This is a genomic window from Streptomyces sp. NPDC058470, assembly GCF_042721055.1.
Classification (GTDB): domain Bacteria; phylum Actinomycetota; class Actinomycetes; order Streptomycetales; family Streptomycetaceae; genus Streptomyces.
On sequence record NZ_JBHXMF010000012.1, the window covers coordinates 65227 to 81685 of the forward strand.

At 70.7% G+C, this 16459-nt stretch carries 16 protein-coding genes and 1 pseudogene; 9 read left to right on the forward strand and 8 right to left on the reverse strand.

Going from position 1 to position 16459, the window contains the following annotated elements; translation table 11 throughout:
- Positions 1-85: 85 nt before the first annotated feature.
- The 3 genes from ACFWP7_RS11335 to ACFWP7_RS11345 all read right to left on the reverse strand — a co-directional run bounded on the left by ACFWP7_RS11335 (position 86) and on the right by ACFWP7_RS11345 (position 3167).
- A complete protein-coding gene (locus ACFWP7_RS11335; protein WP_384379617.1) occupies positions 86-1651 on the reverse strand; it encodes a protein kinase in 1566 nt (521 codons plus the stop codon).
- Positions 1648-2406: an FHA domain-containing protein gene (locus ACFWP7_RS11340; protein WP_384379620.1), complete on the reverse strand. Its 759-nt coding sequence runs from the start codon at positions 2404-2406 to the stop codon at positions 1648-1650. The genes ACFWP7_RS11335 and ACFWP7_RS11340 overlap by 4 nt, the downstream gene beginning before the upstream one ends.
- A 167-nt stretch (positions 2407-2573) precedes the next feature.
- Entirely contained in the window at positions 2574-3167 is a 594-nt protein-coding gene (locus ACFWP7_RS11345; RefSeq protein ID WP_384379623.1) for an RDD family protein, read from the reverse strand.
- 241 nt (positions 3168-3408) lie between these two features.
- Between ACFWP7_RS11345 and ACFWP7_RS11350 the strand changes: the two genes are divergently transcribed.
- From ACFWP7_RS11350 to ACFWP7_RS11365, 4 genes are all read left to right on the forward strand, one after another.
- The gene (locus ACFWP7_RS11350; protein ID WP_384379626.1) at positions 3409-4263 is read left to right on the forward strand and encodes a bifunctional methylenetetrahydrofolate dehydrogenase/methenyltetrahydrofolate cyclohydrolase; all 855 of its coding nucleotides are present in this window, start codon (positions 3409-3411) and stop codon (positions 4261-4263) included.
- Complete coding sequence (locus tag ACFWP7_RS11355) at positions 4253-4903, forward strand: DUF3017 domain-containing protein (RefSeq protein WP_384379629.1); 651 nt, start codon at positions 4253-4255, stop codon at positions 4901-4903. Before ACFWP7_RS11350 ends, ACFWP7_RS11355 begins: the two co-directional genes overlap by 11 nt.
- Before the next feature lie 743 nt (positions 4904-5646).
- The gene (locus tag ACFWP7_RS11360) at positions 5647-6924 is read left to right on the forward strand and encodes an XRE family transcriptional regulator (RefSeq protein ID WP_384379632.1); all 1278 of its coding nucleotides are present in this window, start codon (positions 5647-5649) and stop codon (positions 6922-6924) included.
- Positions 6925-7512: 588 nt separating this feature from the next.
- Positions 7513-8502: a malate dehydrogenase gene (locus tag ACFWP7_RS11365; protein ID WP_384379636.1), complete on the forward strand. Its 990-nt coding sequence runs from the start codon at positions 7513-7515 to the stop codon at positions 8500-8502.
- 117 nt (positions 8503-8619) lie between these two features.
- Here ACFWP7_RS11365 and ACFWP7_RS11370 read toward each other — a convergent pair whose 3' ends face one another.
- A complete protein-coding gene (locus tag ACFWP7_RS11370; RefSeq protein ID WP_384379639.1) occupies positions 8620-9309 on the reverse strand; it encodes a siderophore-interacting protein in 690 nt (229 codons plus the stop codon).
- Positions 9310-9351: 42 nt separating this feature from the next.
- Positions 9352-9570: pseudogene (locus ACFWP7_RS11375) on the reverse strand (MFS transporter); the annotation flags it as partial.
- 209 nt (positions 9571-9779) lie between these two features.
- Here ACFWP7_RS11375 and ACFWP7_RS11380 point away from each other — a divergent pair.
- A complete protein-coding gene (locus tag ACFWP7_RS11380; protein ID WP_384379642.1) occupies positions 9780-9998 on the forward strand; it encodes a hypothetical protein in 219 nt (72 codons plus the stop codon).
- 9 nt (positions 9999-10007) lie between these two features.
- Here the strand turns inward: ACFWP7_RS11380 and ACFWP7_RS11385 are convergent, their stop codons facing one another.
- Positions 10008-10424 (reverse strand): nuclear transport factor 2 family protein, encoded by a 417-nt coding sequence (locus tag ACFWP7_RS11385; RefSeq protein ID WP_384379644.1) that lies wholly within the window; start codon positions 10422-10424, stop codon positions 10008-10010.
- Positions 10425-10602: 178 nt separating this feature from the next.
- On the opposite strand from ACFWP7_RS11385, the gene ACFWP7_RS11390 reads away from it, so the two are divergent.
- On the forward strand, positions 10603-11292 hold the full coding sequence (locus tag ACFWP7_RS11390; RefSeq protein WP_384379647.1) for a LuxR C-terminal-related transcriptional regulator: 690 nt from the start codon (positions 10603-10605) through the stop codon (positions 11290-11292).
- A 138-nt stretch (positions 11293-11430) separates the two neighbouring features.
- Here ACFWP7_RS11390 and ACFWP7_RS11395 read toward each other — a convergent pair whose 3' ends face one another.
- Complete coding sequence (locus ACFWP7_RS11395) at positions 11431-12369, reverse strand: GNAT family N-acetyltransferase (protein ID WP_384379650.1); 939 nt, start codon at positions 12367-12369, stop codon at positions 11431-11433.
- Between the two features lie 219 nt (positions 12370-12588).
- Between ACFWP7_RS11395 and ACFWP7_RS11400 the strand changes: the two genes are divergently transcribed.
- The 3 genes from ACFWP7_RS11400 to ACFWP7_RS11410 are packed head-to-tail and all read left to right on the forward strand — an operon-like array spanning position 12589 to position 15863.
- Complete coding sequence (locus ACFWP7_RS11400) at positions 12589-14400, forward strand: hypothetical protein (RefSeq protein WP_384379653.1); 1812 nt, start codon at positions 12589-12591, stop codon at positions 14398-14400.
- On the forward strand, positions 14387-14740 hold the full coding sequence (locus ACFWP7_RS11405) for a hypothetical protein (RefSeq protein ID WP_384379656.1): 354 nt from the start codon (positions 14387-14389) through the stop codon (positions 14738-14740). The genes ACFWP7_RS11400 and ACFWP7_RS11405 overlap by 14 nt, the downstream gene beginning before the upstream one ends.
- Positions 14741-14762: 22 nt before the next feature.
- Positions 14763-15863, forward strand: a complete 1101-nt coding sequence (locus tag ACFWP7_RS11410; protein WP_384379659.1) for a hypothetical protein — start codon at positions 14763-14765, stop codon at positions 15861-15863.
- A gap of 12 nt (positions 15864-15875) precedes the next feature.
- Here ACFWP7_RS11410 and ACFWP7_RS11415 read toward each other — a convergent pair whose 3' ends face one another.
- On the reverse strand, positions 15876-16424 hold the full coding sequence (locus ACFWP7_RS11415; protein WP_384379662.1) for a carboxymuconolactone decarboxylase family protein: 549 nt from the start codon (positions 16422-16424) through the stop codon (positions 15876-15878).
- Between the last annotated feature and the right edge of the window lie 35 nt (positions 16425-16459).

A 16459-nucleotide genomic window follows, 5' to 3' on the forward strand; every position in this document is an offset into this window, starting at 1 on the left:
GTCCCTCCGGTCGTGCCACCCCCGTTGGTGGACGTGACCACAGTGGCGGCGCGGGGCCGCGAGGGGTACCTCGGATGTCCGAGGGTCACTTCTTCCCCTGTGGGGTGTACTCCTTCAGGTAGTGAGCGACGCGGTCGGCGTACGTGCGGTAATTCGGGGGAACTCCGCCCGCGTCGTTCACTTTCTTGTACGAGGTCCGGTACGCGGCGGCGACCAGGACCCTCCGGTCGCCCGGCAGGCCCGAGTCCAGGCGTGGCGAGATCCAGCACAGGTACCGGCCCATCGCCGGGATGGACTCGGCGGGCGGGAAAGGCGGTTGGGGGACCTCCGCCTCGGGGGTGCCGTCGGCGTTCATCCACCAGCGCAGCACGCTCGGGGTCCAACGCGCGATGCCGTACTCGTTGTTGGCGGGGTCGGCCAGGGCCGGGTCGAAGTCGCTCTCCACCTTCAGCATGGCGGCGATCAGGGACGGCGTGACGTCTGCGCGCGCGCAGTCGTGCGCCGTCTCGACGATCAGCAGGCGGTAGGCGGGCGGGATGCCCCGGTCGGTACGGAGATCGGCGGCGCCGTACGCGGCGGCGGCGACGTTCGTGGTCCCGCCGGTTCCCTGCGCGCCCTGGCTGTCGTCGTCGGCCCAGGTACTGATGCCGTAGCCGAGTGCCGCGACGGCGATGGTGGCGAGGGCCGTCCCGCCGAGCACCAGCACCGAGCGACGCCCGCGACGCGCGAACAGGCGGGGCAGCCGCGACGCCCGCCCGCTCGTGCCGGCCGCCGCTTCCACGCGGCGCAGCAGCGTCTCCCCGGTGACCCGTTCCTGGTGCGTACGAGCCAGACAGTCCCGCACGATCTCCCGCCAGGCGTCCGGGAGTTGAGGAGAAAGGCGCAACTCGTCCGTGCCGCGTGCGTAGGCGACCGCCGCGTCCCGGCGGGCCGAGGAAGTGCCGCCGGGCAGCGGGTAGGAGTCGGTGAGCACGAGGTGGGCGAGGACGCCGAAGGCCCAGATGTCCGCCGACGGCCTGATCCGGCGGCCGCGTTCGCCGATCTCCGCCCACAGGAGCTCGGGCGGGGTGTAGTCGGGTGTGGAGAAGGCGGGCGTGTACGCGTGCGTGCCCTCCATCTCGGCGGCCATGTTGAAGTCGGCGAGCCGGGCCGAACCGTCCTTCATCAGCAGCACATTGGCCGGTTTCAGATCCCCGTGCACCCAGCCCGCCCGGTGCAGCTGGGCCAGCCCCTCGCAGATCTGCGCGAGCAGACCCGGACCGTCGGCGGGGCGCGACGTCCGCGACAGCAGCGAGGCCAGCGAGTCCTCCGCCTTCTCCAGTACGAGGACGGTGGCGCCGTCGATTCCGGGGTGGGCCGGGTCGTCGACCGTCAGGGTCTCGTAGAGGCGGATGAGGTGGGGTGCGGAACGCAGTCGGCTGAGCAACTCCAGCTCCCGTTCGGCCAGTTCGCGCAGGTGAGTGAGCTGGCGGGGCGTGTGGGTGCCGGTGGAGAGGAACTTGAGCGCGGCCGTGTCGGGGAGTCCCGTCCGCGATTCGGTGCGGCGCGCCTCGTACACGCTCCCGAACGCCCCCGTCGCGATCGGCTCCCGTACCTCCCAACTCCCCACGCGGTAGCCCTTGGGCACTGACACCGCGTACGGATCGCTCATCGGACACCTCCTGGCACAGGAGCCGTCAGGAGGGTGAGATCGGACTCGAGGACGAGGTCGAAGCGGAGGGCCAGGGAGACGAGGGACTCCTTCTTGCCGTTGAGGCGGGGGCCGGCGTCCGCGGTGTCGGGGCCGGGCTTGAGGCGAAGCTTGACGGCCAGGTAGTCGATGTTCCACTGGACGTTGGCGCGGCTGACCGAGGGCCAGAGGGGGCGCAGCCGGTCCACGATCTGGTCGACGGTGGGGATCGGGGCGTGGGGTTCCCCGCGCAGCCGCGGTTCGCACAGGGCGGCGAGGACCGCGAAGTAGCGCTTGGTGCGGTCCACGGAGAAGGCAGGCGTGGTGGTCGCGCCGTCGAGGGCGCCGGGCGAGCGGAGATAGTCGTGGCGGGGCGCCCACACCTCGAGGGGCAGCAGGTCACCCGCCGCGGGCAGCACGATCCGGGAGAACTCGAAGGGGACGGGAGCGTCCAGGCGCCCCGGGCCGACCTTGATGTGCTCGCCCGCGCCCTCCGGGTTCTCGACGACGTACGTCTGGTGTGCGGAGAGGTTGCTGAGTACCCAGAAGGCGCCCTGCGCGGCGATCTCGCCCGCCCGGCGCGAGACGCCCTCGTGCGGGATCGCCAGAGCGTTGTCGCGCGCGGAACGCCCGAAACTCAGCCGTTCGCCGGGCGCGAGCCGGAACTGGGCCGCGCTCCGGTCGGGTCTGTGCTCGTCCTCCGTGGTCGGCGGAGGTACCACGATGATGCTGTACAAGATGCGACTGCCCGGGCCTGGCATCTGCCGCAGACAGGGTAGGTCGACACACCAGGGCCGTGTCTCCCCCTGTGCACGGTGAGACACGGCCCTTGGAGCGATTGGCGCGAACTGTTCAGCGGTGTCCGAGTGTTCCGGAGCCGCCGGTGCCCGCGCGGACGCGTTGGTTACTGGGTGCGGATCACGATCGACGAGCAGACCTTGTCGGCGAACGTCTGCTTCTTGGCGTCCCACGCCGGCCACAGCCAGCCCAGGTAGCACGCCAGGCTGTCGAGGAAGTGGGCGAGCCGACGGACGAACGCCATGCCGACGCCGAGCGGCTGGCCGTCGATCTCGCGCACCAGACGGATACCGAGCGCCTTCTTGCCGACGGTCTGGCCGGTGCGGCCCTCCTGGATCAGCTGCCAGATCGCGAGGCCGAGGACGGCGAGGGCGCCGAGGGACACCAGCGCCGGGGCGTCCTTGCCGACGATCACCAGGATGTAGGGGACCGCGAACACGAGCCCGTCGACCAGAGTGCCGAGGAAGCGCTGGCCCCAGTTCGCGTACGGCGGCTGGGCACCGTAGCCGGGCTGCTGCGGGTAGCCGTAACCGGGCTGTCCGCCCTGCTGCGGGTAGCCGTAACCCTGCTGCGGCGGGACGCCGGGGGGTGTCTGCGGGGCGCCGTAGCCGGGCTGGCCCTGCTGGGGGTAGCCGTAGCCGGGCTGGCCCTGCTGCGGGTCCTGCGGCTGGCCGTAGGGGTTGGGTGAGCCGTAACTCATGACGATTTTCCTCCAGGCAAAAGGCGGGGACGGCGCGGATGGCATGGAGGAACGTCACGATATGAGCGGTATGCCCCCCAACACGGACCGCGATGGTGCACCGCACATCGTTCTGTGACAGGCCAGTTCTTGTCCAGCCGATAAGCACATACGTTGTGCAGCTGCAATCTTCGTGATCTTCCCGGCCGGTCCCGCTCCGCCCGATTGGAACCAGGACACGGTCATCCGGGAGGATGGGGTCATGACCGCCCAGATTCTCGATGGCAAGGCCACCGCAGCCGCGATCAAGTCCGACCTGACCGTCCGTGTGGCGGCCCTGAAGGAGAAGGGCGTCACGCCCGGCCTGGGGACCGTCCTGGTCGGGGACGACCCAGGCAGCCAGAAGTACGTCGCCGGCAAGCACCGCGACTGCGCGCAGGTGGGCATCGCCTCCATCCAGCGCGAACTGCCCGCCACCGCCACGCAGGAGGAGATCGAGGCGGTGGTACGCGAGTTGAACGAGGACCCCGACTGCACGGGGTACATCGTCCAGCTGCCGCTCCCCAAGGGCATCGACGAGAACCGCATCCTGGAGCTGATGGACCCGGACAAGGACGCGGACGGCCTGCACCCGATGAACCTCGGCCGCCTTGTGCTGAACGAGCCGGCCCCGCTGCCCTGCACCCCCAACGGTGTCCTCACCCTGCTGCGCCGGTACGGCGTCGAGATCAAGGGCGCCGAGGTCGTGGTCGTCGGCCGTGGCGTGACCATCGGGCGCCCGATGCCGCTGCTGCTCACCCGGCGCACCGAGAACGCGACGGTGACGCAGTGCCACACCGGCACGCGTGACCTCTCCTCGCACCTCAAGCGCGCCGACATCATCGTCGCCGCGGCGGGCTCCGCTCATCTCGTCCGCGCCGAGGACGTGAAGCCGGGTGCCGCCGTACTCGACGTCGGTGTCTCGCGCAGCGCCGAGGGCAAGATCGTCGGCGACGTCCACCCGGACGTCGCCGAGGTCGCCGCCTGGATCTCCCCGAACCCCGGCGGCGTCGGCCCGATGACCCGCGCCCAGCTGCTCGTCAACGTGGTGGAAGCGGCGGAGCGAAGTGTCGGCTGAGGGCGCCAACTCCGGGAAGACGGACGAGCAGGCCGGTGAGAAGTCCGGCGGTTCCGCCGCTGTGTCGCAGGCGCTGAGCAACGGCGCCGAACCGGCTGTACGGGCCACGCCGGGCGCCAACGGTCGGTCTGCGGCGGATGCCGAGAACGCTGAGTCGGGTGGGTCGGACTCACGCAGCGATACCGATGGCGACGGCGGCGAGCCGGTAGGTGTCGACCCGGTGAGCGCGCCGGATGCCGAGGGGGTCCCCCGGCGCACCACACGGCGCTTTCCGCTGTTCACGCGGGACACCGCGCGGCCCGAGGGCGGCGGCCGGGCAGCGCCCAGGGACGCCCCGGCGCCCGCACGCCAGTGGCCGATCCTCCTGGTGCTCTCGCTGGTCGCGCTCGGCCTGCTGCTGACGGCTTTCGACGTCTTCCGGTACGGCACGATCCTGATCGGTGTCGCACTCCTTGGCGGCGCTGCCCTGCGCTGGACCCTGCCCGACGTGGGCATGCTCGCGGTCCGCTCCCGCTTCACGGACCTGGTCACGTACGGAGTGCTCGGTGTGGCCATCGTGCTGCTCGCGCTGATGGCACAGCCCCATCCGTGGCTGGTGATCCCGTTCCTGGACGACACGCTGCACTTCACGGTCCGCTGAGGGGAGCCTGGGGTTCTCCCGCGTCGGCGGACACGGCCCGCGTCGGCGGACACGGCCCGCGTCGGCGGACACGGCCCGCCTCGGCGGACGCAGCCGCGGCCCGTCCTCTCCCCCGAGCAAGGACGGGCCGCGACCGGGCGAGTGTTCCGCCCAGGGGCAACACTTGTCCACGGGAACAGACTGTTCAACACCTGTCAGCCCCCTGTGGCACGGAAGTGACCATTCCGCTACGGTGTCCGCGCCCCGCAACGGAAGTCGGGCGCCCTGCAACGGAAGCCGTGCCCGGGCGGCCACGGACGCGGCAACTCCCTTTGTATACAGGGCAGTTCGTGACCCTGGGGTGAGCTGACCCCTCCCGGGGCGCCTGAGGTGGCAACTGTGTTCCCGTTGTGTCGATGTCTTGACAAGTTCAAGGATTTACCCTGATCCAGCCCAACAGCCGGGATAACGTGGGCAATCGGGACGGTCCGGGACGTCCTGTGTGGAAGTTGGTGGTTCGACCGGTCGTACGACAATGCCGATGGGACACTGGATCGCAGAACAACGGGCGTGCAACGGTGCATGCCTCCGCCCGAACGCTCCCGTGCGCCCCTATCCCGGGAACTGAGATCCTTACCGAACACATCCCTGTGGGTAGTCAGAACAGGGACTCGGCGGAGGGGCGCCGTGTACGGGGGAACAGCGATTGACGTACGGGGAACAACCAGCCACGTACGGGGGGAAAGAAGTAGGGGGGAGACGCAATGCCTCGTTGGAGGGCCTTGCCGGATGAACTCGATCCGCAGGTCAGAGAGTTCGCCAGCCAGTTGCGCCGGCTCGTCGACCGGAGCGGCCTGAGCATCGCCGCCGTGGCCGACCGCACCGGTTACAGCAAGACGTCCTGGGAGCGTTACCTCAACGGCCGGCTTCTCGCGCCCAAGGGCGCGATCGTCGCCCTGGCCGAGGTGACCGGAACCAATCCCATGCACCTGACCACCATGTGGGAGCTCGCCGAGCGCGCCTGGAGCCGTTCGGAAATGCGCCACGACATGACCATGGAGGCGATCCGGATCTCCCAGGCGCGCGCCGCGCTCGGGGAGTTCGGCGCGCCCCCGGCGAACGGGAGCAACGCCAGGCAGACCCGCAAGGGCGGCAGCGCCACCGCGACACCCGGGATCGCCGGGCCCGCGGGGGTGTCCCCGACGGTGCCGCCGCAGCCGACGGCCGCGGACGTGGAGGACTCCTCCCGCGGGGGCTCCGCGCGCGGGGCTTCGTCGTACGGAGCGTCTTCGCAGGGAGTTTCCTCGCACGGTGCTTCTTCGTACGGGGGTGGCTCGTCCGGGGGTGGCTCGTCCGGTGGTTCCGGGCGGGGCGGCGGCTGGGGGGTCGTCGCCACGCCGCCGTCCGGAGGCGGCGGGCAGTTCGGGCCTGCGGGTCCGGCCGGTCCGTCCAGTGCTGTGGGGTCGACCGGTCCCGGCGGTCCTGGCGGCGGTCCGCCCAGGGATGCCCGGCCCTCCGACGGTGGCCGGGGTTCGCCCGACGGGGCGCGGCGCAAGCGGCGGCTCACCATGTTCCTCGCCGGGGTCGTCGGCGCGCTCGTCGTGGTCGCCGCGGCCGTCTTCCTGACCAGCAACGGCGACAAGAAGGACGAGAGCACGCCCGAGGCACCCACGAGTTCCGCCGCCCCCGCTCCCGACCTGCCGGCCGGCGTGAAGTGCAGCGGCGCGGACTGCGCCGGCGCGGACCCGGAGAACATGGGCTGCGGCGGTGAGCTGGCGACGACCGCCACCAGCATCACCGTCGGTACGACCCTCGTCGAGGTCCGCTACAGCAAGACCTGCTCCGCCGCCTGGGCCCGCATCACCCAGGCCGTCGTGGGCGACACGGTCGAGGTGTCCGCCGGCACGGGCGCCGAGGCCAAGCAGACCGGCTTGGTCGAAGCGGACACCGACGCCTACACGCCGATGGTGGCCGTGAAGGACGCGGGCGACGCGAAGGCGTGCGCGACGCTGGCGTCGGGGAAGACGGGCTGCACGCAGTAGCCAGCTTCCGCCCGTCCGGCGTTCGAGGACGAGGCGGTGCCATCCGGATCCCCCACTCACCCGTGGGAGGCTCCACTCTTCAGCCCGGGTCAGGCAGTCTTCAGCCCGTCCGGGGTTTGAGGACGAGCGCGTTCAGCGCGATAAAGGGGGGTCTGGGGGCGCAGCCCCCAGGTACGGGACGGGCAGGGGCGGAGGGGGCGAAAAAACCTCCCCCCAACCCGGAATGCCGGCCCCCATCCGGGGCAGGCGCACCGGTACCCCCACGGGATCCGGTGCCGCCCGGGAGGAAAAACCTCTCCTGGACGCTCCCCGGTACCCCATCGGCGGTCGCCGAGCCCACTCTCCCGGGCCCGGCGGCCGCCTCCCCACGGCGTTCTGTGGGCTGGGCCACACGGACCCGGACACTCGGGCTCCCGGATGCGCGATAGCCTGACGGCGGATCTCTCTTGACGCCAAGAGATCGATCATCGGTGCCGACGCCAAGAGGCATTCACCGGTACCTCTGATCGATCGAAGCGGCGGACGCAGGGGAGCTCCTGCACCCCGGGGCAGGGACGCCCCACCGCCAGCTGTCATACGGAGAACGCCATGACCCGCACTCCCGTGAACGTCACCGTCACCGGCGCGGCCGGCCAGATCGGTTACGCCCTGCTCTTCCGCATCGCCTCCGGCCAGCTGCTCGGCGCGGACGTGCCGGTCAAGCTGCGCCTCCTGGAGATCACCCCGGCGCTCAAGGCCGCCGAGGGCACCGCGATGGAACTCGACGACTCGGCCTTCCCGCTCCTCGCCGGGATCGACATCACGGACGACCCGAACGTCGCCTTCGCCGGTGCCAACGTCGGTCTCCTCGTCGGCGCCCGCCCCCGCACCAAGGGCATGGAGCGCGCCGACCTCCTCGAGGCCAACGGCGGCATCTTCAAGCCGCAGGGCAAGGCCATCAACGACAACGCCGCCGACGACATCAAGATCCTCGTCGTGGGCAACCCGGCGAACACCAACGCGCTCATCGCGCAGGCCGCCGCCCCGGACGTACCGGCCGAGCGCTTCACCGCGATGACCCGTCTGGACCACAACCGCGCGCTCACGCAGCTCGCGAAGAAGACGGGCTCGACGGTCAACGACATCAAGCGGCTGACCATCTGGGGCAACCACTCGGCCACCCAGTACCCCGACATCTTCCACGCCACGGTCGGCGGCAAGAACGCCGCCGAGGTCGTCAGCGACGAGAAGTGGCTCGCCGAGGACTTCATCCCGACGGTCGCCAAGCGCGGCGCCGCCATCATCGAGGCCCGCGGTTCCTCGTCGGCCGCCTCCGCCGCCAACGCCGCCATCGACCACGTGTACACGTGGGTCAACGGCACGGCGGACGGCGACTGGACCTCCATGGGCATCCCGTCGGACGGTTCCTACGGCGTCCCCGAGGGCCTCATCTCCTCCTTCCCGGTCACCACGAAGGACGGCGTGTACGAGATCGTCCAGGGCCTGGACATCAACGAGTTCTCCCGCGCCCGCATCGACGCGTCGGTCCAGGAACTGACGGAGGAGCGCGAGGCGGTCCGCGCCCTCGGCCTCATCTGAGCCATCCGCAGGCCGTTCACCACGGCTCTGTCACGGGCTTGCACGGGCCCCGTTCCGGTTACGGCCGGAACGGGGCCCGTGCCACGTCACGCACGACCGCCTCCAGCGGGCGGGTGCCTACTCCAGCCCCCGCTTCCCCGGCGCCCAGAACGGCTTGGTGATGACGGAGCGTCGGTCCCAGCCCAACTCCCGTACGAGCACCTGCCGGACCTGCTGCACGGTACGGGCCTCGCCGGCGACGTAGGCGATCCCGCCCGGCTCGGGGCCGAGCCGCTGTACCGCGGCGGGGAGCGAAGTCTCGCCCCTGGTCAGCCAGTTGAGCCGGTCGGAGTGCGGCAACGGCAGCCGGTCCTCGGCCGTCTCCGTCTCCACGCAACCGGACACGCGCGCACTCTCGGGCAGCGCGGCCAGTATCGTGCCGAAGGCGACGGAGGCCGTCTCCTCGCCGACGAAGACATGATGGCCGGCGTCGGGGCGGAGGGTGAACGACCCCTCGGGCCTGCCCAGTCGGACCTGTGCGCCGACCTCGACGTCATGACCCCAGCGCGCTCCGGGCCCCGCCCCCGCGTGGTCCAGCACGCACAACTCGACGGCGCCGGAGGGGTCGTAGCGCCACACCGAGTACGTACGGCGGGTCAGTCCGGAGCCGACCAGGACGCGTACCTGCTGTCCGGGGCGCACGTCGAGTCCGGTGAGGGCGTCGCCCTCGATGCGGAGCCGGCGCATACGGGCGCTGATCGGTCCGGCCTCGGTGACGGTGCCGCGGAGCATCAGCAGGTCGAGGACGGGGTTCAGGAGGGCGGGCACGGGTGGCTCCTCAACGGGGCGGTGAGTAAGGGGAGTTGATCGTCACGGGCGGGGTGAACGCGATAGTACGCGTCTCTGGCCGGACGCGATGGTGCGTGTGCCGGTCCGGTCCCGGTATCCGGCGACCACGAGTGCCGTCGCCGCCAGCACCACCAGGGCCACCGTGCGCAGCGCCGGGCCCATGCCGTGGGCGAGGTCGGGACGGGCGGCCAGGATCGTGCCCGTGACCGCCACACCGAGGGCCGCACCGAGTTCACGGGCGCAACGCCGACACCGGCGAGCTGGCCTTCTACCGGTGCTGGGCACCGACCCCGACATTCCTCGCCGTACTGATCAAAGGCGCCGGGAGGAGGTGGAGCATCGAGGACTCGTTCCAATCCGGAAAGGGCCTGACAGGGCTCGATGAACACCAGGTCCGCCGCTACCCGTCGTGGGCGCGGTGGACCGTGCTGGTCACGCTCGCCCACGCCGTGCTTGCCATCGCCGCGGCCGAGCAGCCCGACCTGCCCGACGACACCGGCCTCATCCCACTGACCCGCAACGAGATCGCGCACCTGGCCGCCATCGCCCCGCTCGCGAGGCTCTACCCGCCAGGACACCACCACCGCTGGTCGATCTGGCGACGACGCCACCAGCACCGCGCCAAACAATGCCACTACCAGCGGCGATGGGTGTCCGATAGGTCGTAGGTCCCAGCGTTATTGCCCTACCACGAACACCGGCTCGACGTTCAGCTCGCTGATCCGCCAACCGTCGGGCGTCCGGACGGCCTTGTTGCGGGCCAGCCCGTAGCGCCGCGAGGTCGGCACGAGACTGTCTGCGTGGCCGGACAGTGCGGTGATGTAGGCGCGGATCGTTGCGGTGCCGCCGTCGACTTCGATCAGCACGCTGCTGAACCGGTGGAGCAGGCGGGTGTGGTCCTTGTTGCCGGCCTCGATCTGTGCGATGAGGACGTCGCGGCCGGACCCGGTCCCGTTGCGGGTCGTGCCGGTGGCGTCCTGCGTCAGAACGGTGTGCAGGTCGTCGAAGCGGTGTTCGTCCAGGGCTCGGCCCAAATGCAGCAGCAGGTCGTGCAGTTCGGCCCGGTCGGCCAGGGTTTGCAGGTCGTAGTTCATGAGGTGTCCTTTCGGGGCTGGTGGATGAAAGGAACCATGCGGGCCCAGCGGGGGGCGCGCATCACTTCTGCCCCGTTCTTGCGCAAAGTCGCAACGGTGTCCGTTCCGCGTTGTCGCCGCTCGGTTTGCTGGGGCAGGATGCGGATTAACGGGGTGGGACGTGAGGAGGTGGCCGGCGATGTCTGAGGCGGCGTGGCTGAAGTCGCTGCGGGCCGGGCCCGGTGTGTGCCCGCTGTTCGGGGCCGATGCCGTGGTGGCCCGGTTCGCCGAGGTCGTCTCCGTCGAACGCAGCGAGCGGCTGGTCATGGTTCCCGCGTCGTCCGGGCGTCCGGTGCTGGGGACGCTCCCGGTTCCGCCGGATGTGCGGACGCGCTGGCTGGGGTCGGCTCCGTCGGGCCATGACGTGCGCCTGATCGCGGCCGGCGCCGAACATCGGATCCTGCCGATCCTGCCGGCCAAGATGGTCATCATCGACCGGGTGATCGTCATGACGCCCATCGACCCGGAGGATCCGCTGAAGGGGGTCTGGCAGATCACCGCCAAGCCGCTGGTGCGCGCCCTGGTCGAGATTTACCGGCGTCTGTGGGGGCAGGCGGCCGAGCCGGTGCGGTGGCCCGCGGGGCTGTCGGCCAGGGAGCGCGCCGTGGTGACGCTGCTCGCCGAGGGCTGCACCGACCAGACGGTGGCCGAGCAGCTGGGCCTGAGCCGGCGCACCATCACCTACACGGTCGCGGACCTGATGGAGAGGTACGGGGCGCGCAGCCGGTTCCATCTGGCGCTGCTTCTGGCCGGTGCCGACGCCGGCGATTTGTTCGACACGACCGGGGTCTTCGCTGGGGCACTCAACCACCGCAGGATCTTGAGTTGACGTCACAATCACCATGATCAGTGGTGGTCGCTTCGTCTCTTCAGCCACCCCAGTTGCACCAGTAACGATCTACGGCTGGAGTACTAGGTCCTGTCGTCACCTTCCCGCCGCGAGGCAGACGGGAAGGTGACGACAGGCCTAGGACCCGCCTGGCCGGTCATGCCGTAGCGGCGGGGGTCCCAGCCGCTTCTCGAACCAGTGGTCCGCGTAGACGTGGTCGACATAGGCCGGGATCTCCGCGTAGCCGCTCGCCCGGTACATCGCCTGCGCCTCCGTGAGCACCGCGTGCGTGTCCAGTCGTACGACGGTGAAGTCGTGCTCCACGGCGGCCCGTTCCAGCTCCGTCAGGATGCGGCGGGCCAGGCCCAGGCGGCGGGCGTCGGGGTGGACCCAGACGTGCCGGATCTCGCCCGTGCCCGGCTCCAGGGTTCGGAGTGCCCCGCAGCCCGTCGGCCGCCCCTCCTCGTACGCGACGAAGAACGCGCCCGCGTCACCGGTGACCTCCTGCGGCCGTACGAGATCGGTCCTGTCGAATCCCTCCGGGAAGCGGGCGTCGAGGTCGGCCGCGTAGGCGTCAAGGCAGGCCCGGGCGTCCTCGGTGGCGCCGTCGACCAGGGTGATCGTGATGCCGGCCAGTCGGAGCAGGCGTTGCGTGGTCGCCAACGCCCCGGCCAGTTCGGTGCGTTGGGGCGCGGTGAGGGAGGTGAGGAGGCCGGCGGCGAGTGTGTCGGCGCGGCGGTTCTGCTCCCTGACCTCGGCGCGGCCCGCCGGGGTCAACTCGATCAGGCGCAGGCGGGTGTCGTGCGCAGGCGCGGTCAGCCGGACCAGGCCCTGCGCCTCCAGGGACTTCGCCATCCGGCTCAGGTAGCCCGCGTCCAGGGCGAGCCGGCCGCGCAGTTCCCGCAGCGAGGCGCCGTCGCCGATCTCGAAGAGGAGGCGGGCCTCGCCGAGAGGGCGGTCCTGGCCGAGGTAGTGGTCGTCCAGTGCGCCGATGCGGCGGGTGAAGTAGCGGTTGAAGTGGCGAAAGGCGGCGACCTCGGCGGGCGACACCGGCTCCGTGCTCCTCACTGGCTTCATAGTTCTTTGACTTTAGTCAAAGAAGTCGAGGTAGTCCATGGAGTCGAAGGGGTTCGTGGAGCCGAGGAGATCCACCGTTGTGCGGCGCGAGTCACAGTGTCACCCTCTTGACATTCCGCTTTCCCGGGCAACCCTCATCCCCCTATGCTGATTCTTCGTCAATTAACTGCTGAGGCAGGGTTGTTCAGCAGGGCCAGTTCCACGCATCGGGGGAGTCGCGTGAGTACCGCTTACGTGCCGCAACAGCCACAGCCGACCGCCGCCACCGGGGCCCCATCAGGACTGCCGCCCACCCCGCCACACGCCAGCGAAGCCACCCGGCTGCTGTGCGCGGGCACCTATCTGGACCCGGGGTACCGCGACCGGGTCATCGACGAACTCCACCTCAACGAGCAGCGGCTCGTGGCCCCTTCGCTCGGCTTCGACGCCGCCCGCGTCCTCGCGCACGCGCTGCGGGCCCGCCGCCAGGAGTTGCTGTGGGCCGGGGCGATCCTTGGCCTGTGGGTGGTGGGCTCGGTGCTCAGTGGCGGTCTGCTGGCCATGTTCCTGGTGCCCAGCCTCTACCTCGCGATCGGCGGCTGGGTCAGGGGCCGGGCCGCGCGCCCGCCGCTGTACCGGCTGGTGCCCGCCTTCCTGCTCCGCTGGTGGGGCCGCTTCCTGTTCGCGTTCCTGCTGGTCGTCACCGTGGTGGTGGCTTTCGGCACCGGCTCGGACGACTCGTCCTCGGACGGCTCGACCTACGGGTCCGACGACTTGTACGGCTCATCCGGCTCATCTGGCTCGTCCGGTCTCTACGGCGACAGCTCCTCCTCCGACCTCCTGGTCCCCAGCACCGACGGCCTCGACAGCCTGATCAAGCCCTGGCAGGCCTGGTTCACCCTCGCCCTCTTCGCGCTGATCGCACTGTGCCTGGCCGCCGAACGAGGCCAGTTCGCCCGGGCGTTGGCCGCCGAACTGTCCCCGCAGCGCTTCCCGGACGCCATGAGCGACCCCGCCGAGCAGGCCGAGGGGCAGCGCTTCCAGCGGCTCAAGAACCGGGTCAGGATCGAACAGCACGCGCCGCTGGTGATGTACCACGAGGCGCGCCCGTTCTGCGGCGCCGGCGTGCCGTACGAGACCTGGGTGCTCGCCGTCGAGCTCCGGCCCGACACCGAGAAGGAGCAGCGGCCGATCAGCAACCGCACGGTCCTGGAGACGATCCGCCCCCTGCTGGCCCAGCTGCGACTGCCCGCCGACTACGCCGCTCACCTGGGGCGCGACCGGCTGCGGTGGCTGGAGATCGACGAGTGCGTGTTCCTGCCCGCGGAGGGGCTGTTGCGGCGCGAGGAGGCGCCGTACCACCCGCAGGCCTTCGAGGACCACCGGGCGCGCGCGGTCGAGGAGGGCGCCGAGAAGCGGCGGCACTTCCTGCGCATCCGCGTCGGCGGCTGGGAGGAGGAGCTGGTCGTCACGGTCTTCGTACGCATCCACACCCAGGGCCGCATGCTCACCCTGGAGATCGCCCCGCACGTCCTGCTGCCGGTCCGCGAGGACTTCAAGAACGCGGACCGCACCGCCCACCGCTTCCGGCACAACAACGTGCTCGGCAAGGCCGCTTGGGCCGTCGCCCGGGTGCCCGGCTCCGTCATCGGCTCCCTGGTCGTCCTCGGCCGCGGCCTGGTCTACGGCTGGCGGCTGCTGACCGGCGGGTACGCGGGCGCGCTGCCCGATGGACCGGCCCTGTCCGTAAGGGAGTTGGGGTCGGCGCCGGCCGGATCCACGTTTCAGGAGATGGACGCCGAGCGGTATCTGCGCAATGTGCAGGACCGGGTCGCCAACGGGGTGCGCAACGCGCTCGCCGAAGCCGGCTATCTGACCGGGGAGTTCGTCCAGAAGGTCACGAACATCAGCAACCACACCACGACGAACTTCGAGAAGGTGGAGAACAGCACCTTCGCCGTCGGGAAGCACGCGTCCGCCGCGTCCACCCACAACGACACCAACGCGAACTCGAACCCGGCGAAGGGACCCTCCACCGATGGCAACGGATGAGCCGAACGTCAGTTTCGGAGACGTCTCCCACAGCACCTTCGCCGTCGGCGACCACGCGCAGGCCGTCAGCCACCACGGCACGGCACCACGGCGCGACGAGGCGGCCGAGGAACTGCTGAAGGCCGTACGCGAACTGCGCGCCGATCTGAGCCGGGTGCGCGGTACGGATCGGACGGCGGCACTGGACTCTGCGCTCGCCGACACGGAGGACGAGATCACCCGCACCGGCCAGGCGGCCCCGACACGCCGTGAGCGCCTGCGGGAACTGCTCGCCGACTCGCAGGCCCTGCTGAGCGTGCTCGCGTCGGCGGGGGCCGTGGCCGGCCTGGTGGGACTGTGAGCGGGTCGGCGAGAGGGACACGATGAGCGGGGGACCGCGTTACTGGAACGAGGAGACCCAGCGCTGGGAGGACGGCGAGGGTACGGGGGCGGCTCCCGTACCCTCGGTGACGCCTCCGCCACCACCGCGGCCGGACTTCGCACCGGAGCGGACCGCTGTGGACGTGCCGGGCGACACCCCAGCGCCGCCCACCCCGCCGCCGGGCCCGGCGCCCTGGCCCGCCGACTCAAGTGCCTGGCAGGTGCCGAGCGGCACGGACGCGGAGCTCGCACCCGCCGAGTCGAGCACCTGGCACGTCCCGAGCGGCACCGACACGGATCCCGCCGTCCGGCCCTCGCCCGAGCCGATTACCACGGTCGGCGTGCCCGCCGCGCCACGCCGCCCCACGTTCAGTCGGCGGCTCGTCTGGTCCGTGGTCGTGGGTGCCGCCGTGCTCGGTGCCGCCGTGAGTCTGGTGCTCATCCTGGTGACCGACCCGGGGGACGACGACGGCAAGGGCGGCAGCGCGGTCGCCGCCTCGTCGTCGGCGCCCGGCCCCTCCGAACCGACGGACGCGTCACCGCAACCGTCAGTGTCACCGTCCCCGTCGATCGATTCCGAGACCGCGTCCCCGTCCGCCTCCGCCCCCGGACTCCCCATCGGCTACCAGTCGTACGAGGACCCCGAAGGCTTCCGGATCGCCTACCCGGACGGCTGGACCCGCTCCACGGTGGCATCGTCGTACGGCATCGACGTGGTCAACTACCGCAGCGCGGACGAAGAACACCGCCTGCAGGTGTATCAGGTGGCGGAGGGCTCCCCGGCCGCGTCGTTCGACCTCTACCTCTCCGACGAGACGCCCAAGGCGGCCGGCTTCCGCCGGCTTGCCCTGCAGACCCTCGACGACGGCACCTTCACGGGTTCACGCCTGGAGTACACGGCCGACTCCCTCAGGGGCGAGCCCGACATCGGCACCTGGCACGTCTACGACGAGCGTTTCGTCGCCTCCGACGGCTTCATCTACGCCATCGCCGCCTACGGCCCCGACGCGGACGGCCGCGCCGACGAACTGGAGCTGCTCACCACGGCGCTGACCTGGTTCTGCCCGCAGGCCGCAAGCTGCGACGCCACCTCCGTGGACTGACGCGGGGCCCTACTACCTGTGCTGCCCCGCCCTGTAATGACCCGGAACGAGTCGGCACGCCACCCCGAACCGGTTCCACGCGTTGATCACCGTGATCGCGGCGATCAGTTGAGCCAGCGCGCTCTCCTCGAAGTGCTCGGCGGCCCGCTCGTACACGGCGTCCGGCACAAAGCCGTCCGTCAGGACGGTCACCGCCTCGGTCAGTTCGATCGCCGCGAGCTCCTTCTCCGTGTAGAAGTGCGGTGACTCCTCCCACGCGCTGAGCTGCACGATGCGCTCGACGCTCTCACCGGCCGCGAGCGCGTCCTTGGTGTGCATGTCGAGACAGAACGCGCAGTGGTTGAGCTGCGAGGCGCGGATCTTCACGAGCTCCAGAAGTACGGGATCCACGCCCTGCCGGGACGCGGCGTCGAGCCTGACCATGGCCTTGTATACGTCGGGGGCGAGCTGGGCCCAGGGGAGGCGGGGGGTGGGCTCGGGGGCGTACGCCGTGGTCTTGTCGTTGTCCGTCGGCACGGTTCGCGGCGTCTGGGTCTGCGTGGTCGGGGTGTGCGTCGTCATGCTTATGGACCCTACGAGCGGAGTAGCCCAGAGGT

Coding starts and splice junctions, on each gene's coding strand:
- ACFWP7_RS11415 (WP_384379662.1), bottom strand. CDS start 16,424: ATGACGACGCACACCCCGACCACGCAGACCCAGACGCCGCGAACCGTG.
- ACFWP7_RS11345 (WP_384379623.1), bottom strand. CDS start 3,167: ATGAGTTACGGCTCACCCAACCCCTACGGCCAGCCGCAGGACCCGCAG.
- ACFWP7_RS11410 (WP_384379659.1), top strand. CDS start 14,763: ATGAGCGGGGGACCGCGTTACTGGAACGAGGAGACCCAGCGCTGGGAG.
- ACFWP7_RS11395 (WP_384379650.1), bottom strand. CDS start 12,369: ATGAAGCCAGTGAGGAGCACGGAGCCGGTGTCGCCCGCCGAGGTCGCC.
- ACFWP7_RS11385 (WP_384379644.1), bottom strand. CDS start 10,424: ATGAACTACGACCTGCAAACCCTGGCCGACCGGGCCGAACTGCACGAC.
- ACFWP7_RS11335 (WP_384379617.1), bottom strand. CDS start 1,651: ATGAGCGATCCGTACGCGGTGTCAGTGCCCAAGGGCTACCGCGTGGGG.
- ACFWP7_RS11405 (WP_384379656.1), top strand. CDS start 14,387: ATGGCAACGGATGAGCCGAACGTCAGTTTCGGAGACGTCTCCCACAGC.
- ACFWP7_RS11360 (WP_384379632.1), top strand. CDS start 5,647: ATGCCTCGTTGGAGGGCCTTGCCGGATGAACTCGATCCGCAGGTCAGA.
- ACFWP7_RS11350 (WP_384379626.1), top strand. CDS start 3,409: ATGACCGCCCAGATTCTCGATGGCAAGGCCACCGCAGCCGCGATCAAG.
- ACFWP7_RS11390 (WP_384379647.1), top strand. CDS start 10,603: ATGTCTGAGGCGGCGTGGCTGAAGTCGCTGCGGGCCGGGCCCGGTGTG.
- ACFWP7_RS11365 (WP_384379636.1), top strand. CDS start 7,513: ATGACCCGCACTCCCGTGAACGTCACCGTCACCGGCGCGGCCGGCCAG.